This window comes from Candidatus Termitispirillum reticulitermitis (assembly GCF_054655775.1).
The window spans coordinates 1-7,930 of the sequence record NZ_BAAIHG010000058.1; the positions used below are offsets into that span (position 1 = coordinate 1).

The following is a 7,930-nucleotide window of genomic DNA, read 5'->3' on the forward strand; positions in this document are numbered from 1 at the left end:
TTCTGAGGTTGCACGGAAAAAAGTTGTTAGATTATCGGGTATCGTATCGCCTGATTGCACCTTGGTAAAAGATATTCCATTTTTTATTACTGGTTTTAAGGGTTAGTTAGAGATTAAAAGCTATTTTTAGCCTCCACTGGTGAGGAGAGAAATATCCAATGGTCTCTGACTGCCCTTAGAAAACCATCTGCGTTCACAGCGTAAGGATTACTTACAACATCCTAGTCCAGTCAAGTTATATAATCATTAAAAATAGGTTTTGACTGCACCTTATGGTTTGTGCTAAACTCTCGGCAAATATTGTAAAGGATGGCAATAATGTATTTAGAGAAGAATCTTAACGCCCTAGCCAAAAGGTATCCAGAATATGTAGAGCCTATTAGGAATGCACGCGAGACTGGACGCTATGTAATCTCAAAAACATCAGCTAACAATTACAATGTCTTTGATAAGAAAGTCGGTGCATATTTTTACAACAACGTTGACGCCCTGATGAGCGTGGATAAAGAGATTGATGCCCTGAATATCCGTCTGCCGCAGGTGTGTATATTTATTGGTTTCGGACTGGGCTACCACCTCATCGGCGCAGCAGCTAAATTTCAAACCCGTTCTATGGCGTTTGTTGTCTTTGAGGCAGACCCCGAAATATTGAAACTTGCCTTTACTCTCGGTGATTACTCCAACTTTATACCGCAACGCTCAATAGCTTTCTGCCTGTGCGGTATGCAGCCGCAGGCATATTATCCGCTAGTCTATGGCGCATTCACCGTCAACGGCAGGGTGGTGCAGTTTATGAAAACGATTAATATCATTACCTGTGCGACATCTTATTCCTCCAATAGGACGTACTATTCGCAGTGTATGGACGTGCTTAGACAGGCAAGTTCTAGTGCTGTGCTACTATATGGCAACGACCCCGACGACGCAATACTCGGCATACGTAATACATTCTACAATGTAGAGGAGATTATAAATAACCCTGGCATAAAGGATGTAAAGGACGTATTTAAGAATAAAGTCGGCGTAGTGGTGTCATCAGGACCATCGCTAGATAAAAATATTGAATTGCTCCACACCATACAGGACAGAGCTGTAATGATAGCCCCAGACGCATCTCTCCGCATAATGCGTGAACATAATCTGAAACCGCACATGGTTACGTCTCTGGAGCGCGTGGTGATTACTGCGCAGCTATTCGGCGAGCTACCCGATGAAGCCTTTGAGGACATATATTTTGCCGCATGCCCTGTAATACAGCCTGCTGTGTATGAGGCATACCATGGCAAAAAGGTTGTAGTATATAGGAAATTCGCTACGTTCCAGTGGCTCGGCGTTGACAAGGGCATCCTTGAAATAGGTCAATCAGCTGGTAATATGGCGTTTAAGATATTAGAATATATGGGATGCAACCCAATCATATTGATAGGGCAAGACTTAGCCTACGAGGGGGAACGCACACACGCAGGGGGCGCAACGTTCGGTGAAGTAGAGGCGGGTTATAAAGATTCTATAATGGTAGAGGGCAACTACGTTCCGCAAATCCGCACTTCACGTGTATGGAATATGTTTCGCCAATTCTACGAGAAAGACGTAGCAAGCTTCAAGGGCACTGTTGTGAATGCTACTGAGGGCGGAGCTAAGATACATGGCACTGTGGTAATGACGTTTCAAGAGGCGATTGATAAATATATCAATAAAGACAAAGCGTTGAACGTGCAACCAGTGCTGGAAAAGCGGCTCAAAGTGCCATTCCCCGCGCAGGTTAAGAAAGACCGTGCTTCTATCGCTAAAAAAACGAAAGAAGCGTTGAAATACACCGACTATCTGTTAGAAACTACTTCAAAAGGCGGAGATGAGGCAAAAGCTTGGATTGACAAAATAAACGGAATAAAAGCAACTAATGCGGAAAACGTTGAAATGGCGAAATCGGAGATATTAAAGCTATATGACGAAGTGTCTGCAAATCTAAGCAAGATAGGAAGATTTCTTGACGAACAGCAGTTTTATTTGATATATATGCACTACGTGCAAGCTTATGTAATAAAGATGCAGAATGATATAAATGCTATCTTGGCATTGGCACCGTCCGCAGAGGCTGTGGAGATGTTGGTCAATGCTTATGGAGCACTCTATACCAATTTGCATAGTCTGATAGTTGTTATGCAGAAAGAGTTTTTGCAGCTAGATAACCGATTAAATAACGTATAAAGGGGCGTTTTTATGTCAGGACATAGTAAATGGGCGAACATCAAGCATAGGAAAGCAGCTCAGGATGCTAAGAAGGGCAAAATCTTCACCAAGATTGCCAAAGAAATTACCATAGCAGCAAAGCTTGGCGGTGGCGACCCTGCGGCGAATTCGCGATTGCGTTTAGCACTTGATAAGGGACGTGCCGCTAATATGCCACGCGATAATGTCAGCAGAGCTATCCAAAAGGGCACGGGCGAAGGCGCAGAAACTAACTACGAGGACATTACCTATGAGGCTTATGGTCCTGCTGGGGTCGGCATACTCGTCCATGCACTGACAGACAATAAAAACCGCTCTATTACGGACGTGCGTAATGTTATCACTAAACGTGGCGGCTCTATGGCAGAAGCGGGCAGTGTTAGCTGGCAGTTTGAGATGAAAGGCGTTATAGAGGTAGACGTAAAAGCTTGCTCTGAAGATGAAATTATGGAGCTAGTGTTGGATGCTGGTGCTGAAGATTTTATCACAGATGGTGATATATATTCAATTACTACCGCGCCCACCGATTTTGAAGCGGTAAAGAGGGTGATAGAGGGCAAAGGTTACGTTGTGAGCTACGGCGAGGTGACGATGAAGCCAAAAGCCACTATACAGGTGTCGTCTAACGACGCTAAAAAAATTATCGGCATAGTTGATGCATTAGAAGATTTAGACGATGTGCAAGATGTTTATGGCAACTATGATATTAGCGATACTGATTTAGAGGGGCTAGAATAATCATTTAATGCTATATTTCATGGGTATAGACCCAGGTTTGAATAAAACAGGGGTTGGCATTATCGGCTGGGATAAGGGTAAGCTGAGCTATCAGGGGCATGCACTCGTCAGGTCAGACGTTAGAGCACCCTTTACTGAGAGGCTTTCACAGATTATTTCGGGACTACAGGCACAGCTGTCGCGCTTTAGCTATCACTCTGCTGCAGTAGAGGACGTATTTCATTCTGTAAATGCTAGAAGTGCGCTACTATTGGGGCAAACGCGCGGAGCTATACTTGCCACGCTGTTAAACTACGGTGTGCCGATATGCGAATACACCGCATTGCAGATAAAGCAAACGGTCACGGGGTATGGTAGGGCGGAAAAAGAGCAGGTGGCTAAAATGGTGGCACTACAGTTGAATATTGTCATTAAGAAGCAATTGCCGTTAGATGTAACCGATGCCCTAGCTGGCGGGATATGTTTGGCGATAAACCAAACGGGGAAGGTTAGATGATATATAGACTATCAGGCACACTTATTATGAAAGACGGCGGCAAGGTAGCCGTAGATGTGAATGGTGTCGCCTACTACGTGTCACTCTCTATGAATTCCTACGCGGCTATGCCAGCTGTGGGGGAGTGCACGGAATTGTTCACTTATCTAGCTGTTAAAGAAGATGCGCTAAGCTTATTCGGTTTCACTACGCTAGACGAGCGGGCGTTGTTCTTGCTATTAAATACTGTATCAAAGATAGGACCTAAGCTTGCGCTAACTATACTTGGTAGCATAGGTGCGGGGGAGCTGGCAGGTGCGGTCGTAGGCGGCGATTTAGACAGGCTTAGTAGGTTGCCCGGTATCGGCAGAAAAACCGCAGAACGCATAGTCTTAGAGCTAAAAGATAAGATGAAGCCTTACGAGGGGATAATGGTTGCTACGCCCGTGCAACGGAGCGTTCACGATGATGTAATAAGTGCTTTGTGCAATCTAGGCTATAAACCAGCAGATGCAGACAGGATAGTGCATTCCCTTAAAGGGGACGATTTCAATGCTATACTCAAACAGGCACTTGCGCGGCTGAACGGGTAAAATGATGAACGAAATCTACGAACGGACGGAGCGCGAAGAGGACAGGCAACTAGGAATACGTCCGAGTAGCTTTGCCGAATATACGGGGCAACAGAAGCTAGTTGAAAACTTGCAAATATACGTTGCGGCGACTAAAAAGCGCAACGAGGGGCTAGACCATTGTTTGTTCTATGGTCCACCCGGTCTAGGTAAAACAACGTTGGCAAATATCATAGCCCACGAGCTAGGCGTTAATATTCGCGTTACGTCTGGTCCCACCATAGAGCATGCGGGGGCACTCTCTGCCATACTCACTAATTTAGAGGAGCACGATGTCTTATTTATAGACGAAATTCACCGCATAAATGCATCAGTAGAGGAGAAGCTCTACCCCGCAATGGAAGATTTTAAGCTAGATTTAATCATCGGACAGGGTCCTGCCGCACGGACAGTGCAAATAGACCTGCCGAAATTCACACTAATAGGAGCGACTACGCGCAAAGGCTCACTAGGAAAACCATTTTTAGACAGATTTGGTATCGTATGGCGACTAGAATACTACGATAAAAAAGACTTAAGCTCCATAATAGGCAGGTCGGCGCGGTTACAGAATATTAAGATAGATGAGGTAGCAAAGTTGGCTATAGCGAGTGCCAGCAGGGGCACTCCACGTATAGCTAATAGGATATTGCGCCGTATGCGCGATTTTGCCGATGTGTTTAATCAAGGCATTGTCAGCGGAGACGTAGTGGCAGACGGGCTGACTAGGCTGGAGATAGGTGATGGCGGGCTAGATTCATCAGATAGAGCTTATCTATCGGCAATTATAGAGAAATACGAGGGAGGACCAGTCGGGTTAGATACGTTAGCGGCGACCTTATCAGAAGAGCCAGACACCATAGAGGGGATAATAGAATCCTACCTGATAATGGAGGGCTATGTAAAAAAAACTCCACGCGGTAGAGTAGCCACCAACAGAGCTTTTGACCTACTAGGAATCAGCCCACAGACAAAACAAGCCAATATAAGCGATTTGCTAGATGAAAGTGTTGACCATCTATCAGGTAGATAGTATAATAGCTTGTTACAGGAGGCACTATGTCTGGCACAAGTTACTCTGACAGTGGCGTGAATATCAATGCTGGTAATGAGTTCGTTGAACAAATTAAACCCATTGTTAAAACTACATTTGATGCATACGTACCCAGCGGACTTGGCGGGTTTGCCGCTTTTTACGATATTGCACGTTTCAAGGCTATGTCAGAGCCTATGCTGGTTTCCTCCACAGACGGCGTAGGCACTAAACTAAAAGTGGCTATTGAAGCAGGCGTTTATAACAGCGTTGGTATAGACCTAGTCGCTATGAGCGTGAACGACCTTGTAGTTTGCGGTGCGCGTCCGTTGGTGTTCTTAGATTACTTCGCTACAGGCAGGCTGGACGTATCCGCTGCGGTAGAAGTGTTGCGCGGAGTGGCAGAGGGTTGCAGGCAGGCGGGCACCTCCCTTGTAGGCGGAGAAACTGCCGAAATGCCGGGAATGTATGCCAAAGGGGATTTTGACCTTGCAGGTTTTGCCGTAGGTATAGTTGACAAACCAAATATTATTGACGGAAAAAATATAAAAGCTGACGATATAGTTGTGGGGCTGGCATCATCGGGCTTTCACTCAAACGGCTATTCGCTATTAAGAAAGATATTGGCTGATAGACTTATGAGCGTGAATGATTTAATCCCGACATACGGCACGGTGCAAGAGCTACTGCTCACACCTACCAAAATATACGTGAAAGCTGTTCTAGCGGCACTAGAGGCGGGGGTTAAAATAAAAGGGATGGTTCACATTACAGGTGGCGGGTTCTATGATAATATCCCGCGAGTGTTGCCGAAAGACGTGGACGTAGTGCTAGACAACTCAGCATTCCCGCAAGTGCCAGCGATAGAGGCGTTTAGGACGCTGACCGATACGGACGAACACGAGCTATACCGCACATTCAATATGGGTGTGGGTTATGTGTTTATTATAGACGAGTCTGAGTTTGGTAAGTTGAGTATTGCCCTAGCACCATTCGGTGAACTAACCTATAAAATAGGCAAGGTGGTAAGTGGCAAGCGCGAAGTGCACATAAAAGGGGTAGATTTATAGTGGCTGATGTAAAAACTATCGGTGGGCAGGCTATTATTGAGGGGGTGATGATGCGCGCACCCGGTATGCTGTCTATGGCGGTGCGCACACAGGCGGGCGACATAGTCGTGAAAAAGCAGCCAATCTTACTAGACCGTATAAAAGCATTCAAACTGCCGTTTTTGCGTGGGTTAGTGGGACTTTACGATGCACTAGTGTTGGGGATAGGTGCGCTTAATTTCAGTGCGGAGCAGTCAGGGACTGAGGACGAAAAGATGAGCAAGTTGGAAACCATTGTCAGCATAGTGGTTGGACTTGGGCTTGGTGCACTCCTGTTTATATTCCTACCGCTCTGGCTAACGGAGTTCTTAAAAAATTACTGGCAGTCTTTAGATAATTCCTTTTTTTTGTTCAACGCTGTTGACGGCATTTTGCGCGTGTTGTTCTTTGTGTTATACCTGTTTATTATCACTAGGTTCAAGGATATTCAGCGTGTGTTTGAATATCACGGAGCAGAGCACAAATCAATATTTGCCTACGAAGACGGGCTTGAGCTGAATATTGAAAATGCCCGCAAAATGAGTCGTTTTCATCCGCGTTGCGGGACAAGTTTCCTGCTGATAGTAATGCTTGTAGCGATAGTGTTGTTTTCGCTAGTGCCAAAAGATTCTTCATTTGTGATAAAGCTAGGTGCACGGGTGGTCTTGTTGCCTGTGATAGCTGGTATTGCTTACGAAGTATTAAAACTCAGCGGTAGGCATAGCAAGAATGCATTTGTAGCTATTTTGATTGCACCCGGACTATGGCTACAGCGGCTCACAACTAGAGAACCAGACGATAGCCAGCTAGAGGTGGCAATCGTTTCTATCAAAACGGCACTGGCAGAGGATGAAGTAGAGCTGGACGGAGTGCGCTGTATAGACTAAAGTTCTACCACCGTTATTGCATTCCCGCCCTCTTCGTTGCTAGCTAGGGCATAGCGTTTGACAGATGAGGAGCTTTTCAGGTATTCGTGAATAGCGGCTCGCAACTGCCCAGAGCCTCTGCCATGCACAATATATACCTGTTCATAGCCCGATAGTCGCGATTCGTCTAAATATTTATCCAGCAGGTCTAATGCTTCTTCTACGCGTTTGCCGACTAGCAGTAGCTCTCGCCGCACAGCACGTGTCTTGCTTGCTGTTGTATCGCTCTTAACCTTTACATTCTTGCCCGTTCTATTATCTATGCGCCTGCCGACTATATCGCGCAGTTGCATGCGCATTTTAAGCCCCTCTAGGTCAATAAAGGCGGTGTCTTTTTCTATGGATATAATCTGCGCCACCTTTGAATATTGCTCTAAAAAGACGATGTCGCCCGCCTTTAACCCCTCTATTAGCTTTCTGGCAGACTTTGCTCGTTCAATCTTTTCATTGACGCCTTTTATTGCCTCGTCTATTTGCTCGGTGCTATCCTTAACTTTGCCTTTATTACCATCGTTGGCAAGCCTACGGGCGCGCTGCAACAGTGATGTTGTCTCCTCTAATAGCTCTAGTTCGCGTTTAGCAAGCCGCTGTTTCAAATCCGCCTCGCCCGCCTCAATGCGCTTTTCTCGCTCTAGCAATTCCTGCCGCTGGCTCTCTAACGTCCGTTTTATGTGCTCTGCTTCAGCCCGCATTAGCGAAATTTCTTCTAACTCTACTTCACGCGCACCCTTTAACGCATCAATTCGCCGCTGTGCCACCTCCGTAATGCTGGAGGGGAAACCCAGTCGCCTTGCAGTCATTATCGGGCGCAGCGACCCTATAATGACTGC

General features: G+C 46.0%; 8 protein-coding genes. 7 read left to right on the plus strand and 1 reads right to left on the minus strand.

Annotated features, from left to right (window positions below; all coding sequences use genetic code 11):
- Positions 1-318: 318 nt before the first annotated feature.
- Genes AC1MDJ_RS06065 through AC1MDJ_RS06095 form a run of 7 tightly spaced genes read left to right on the plus strand, consistent with a single transcriptional unit; the run spans position 319 to position 7,061 of the window.
- Positions 319-2,208 carry a motility associated factor glycosyltransferase family protein gene (locus AC1MDJ_RS06065; protein WP_479690043.1) on the plus strand — a complete coding sequence of 630 codons (1,890 nt, stop codon included), beginning with the start codon at positions 319-321 and terminating at the stop codon, positions 2,206-2,208.
- Positions 2,209-2,220: 12 nt separating this feature from the next.
- Positions 2,221-2,967 (plus strand): YebC/PmpR family DNA-binding transcriptional regulator, encoded by a 747-nt coding sequence (locus AC1MDJ_RS06070; RefSeq protein WP_479690044.1) that lies wholly within the window; start codon positions 2,221-2,223, stop codon positions 2,965-2,967.
- A 7-nt stretch (positions 2,968-2,974) separates the two neighbouring features.
- Positions 2,975-3,463 carry a crossover junction endodeoxyribonuclease RuvC gene (ruvC, locus tag AC1MDJ_RS06075; RefSeq protein ID WP_479690045.1) on the plus strand — a complete coding sequence of 163 codons (489 nt, stop codon included), beginning with the start codon at positions 2,975-2,977 and terminating at the stop codon, positions 3,461-3,463.
- A complete protein-coding gene (gene ruvA / locus AC1MDJ_RS06080; protein ID WP_479690046.1) occupies positions 3,460-4,035 on the plus strand; it encodes a Holliday junction branch migration protein RuvA in 576 nt (191 codons plus the stop codon). The genes ruvC and ruvA overlap by 4 nt, the downstream gene beginning before the upstream one ends.
- Positions 4,036-4,039: 4 nt before the next feature.
- Entirely contained in the window at positions 4,040-5,086 is a 1,047-nt protein-coding gene (gene ruvB, locus AC1MDJ_RS06085; protein ID WP_479690050.1) for a Holliday junction branch migration DNA helicase RuvB, read from the plus strand.
- 26 nt (positions 5,087-5,112) lie between these two features.
- Positions 5,113-6,156 carry a phosphoribosylformylglycinamidine cyclo-ligase gene (gene purM, locus AC1MDJ_RS06090; protein ID WP_479690047.1) on the plus strand — a complete coding sequence of 348 codons (1,044 nt, stop codon included), beginning with the start codon at positions 5,113-5,115 and terminating at the stop codon, positions 6,154-6,156.
- Positions 6,156-7,061, plus strand: coding sequence for a DUF1385 domain-containing protein (locus tag AC1MDJ_RS06095; RefSeq protein WP_479690048.1), 906 nt, complete (start codon positions 6,156-6,158; stop codon positions 7,059-7,061). Before purM ends, AC1MDJ_RS06095 begins: the two co-directional genes overlap by 1 nt.
- Here AC1MDJ_RS06095 and AC1MDJ_RS06100 read toward each other — a convergent pair.
- The coding region (locus AC1MDJ_RS06100; RefSeq protein WP_479690049.1) for a Smr/MutS family protein at positions 7,058-7,930 on the minus strand (873 nt) is incomplete at its 5' end. The two genes, AC1MDJ_RS06095 and AC1MDJ_RS06100, sit on opposite strands and share 4 nt — an antisense overlap.

Excerpts from the sequence above, each read along its gene's own strand:
- AC1MDJ_RS06070 (WP_479690044.1), top strand. The coding sequence starts at position 2,221 with ATGTCAGGACATAGTAAATGGGCGAACATCAAGCATAGGAAAGCAGCT.
- ruvB (WP_479690050.1), top strand. The coding sequence starts at position 4,040 with ATGAACGAAATCTACGAACGGACGGAGCGCGAAGAGGACAGGCAACTA.
- AC1MDJ_RS06065 (WP_479690043.1), top strand. The coding sequence starts at position 319 with ATGTATTTAGAGAAGAATCTTAACGCCCTAGCCAAAAGGTATCCAGAA.
- purM (WP_479690047.1), top strand. The coding sequence starts at position 5,113 with ATGTCTGGCACAAGTTACTCTGACAGTGGCGTGAATATCAATGCTGGT.
- ruvC (WP_479690045.1), top strand. The coding sequence starts at position 2,975 with ATGCTATATTTCATGGGTATAGACCCAGGTTTGAATAAAACAGGGGTT.
- ruvA (WP_479690046.1), top strand. The coding sequence starts at position 3,460 with ATGATATATAGACTATCAGGCACACTTATTATGAAAGACGGCGGCAAG.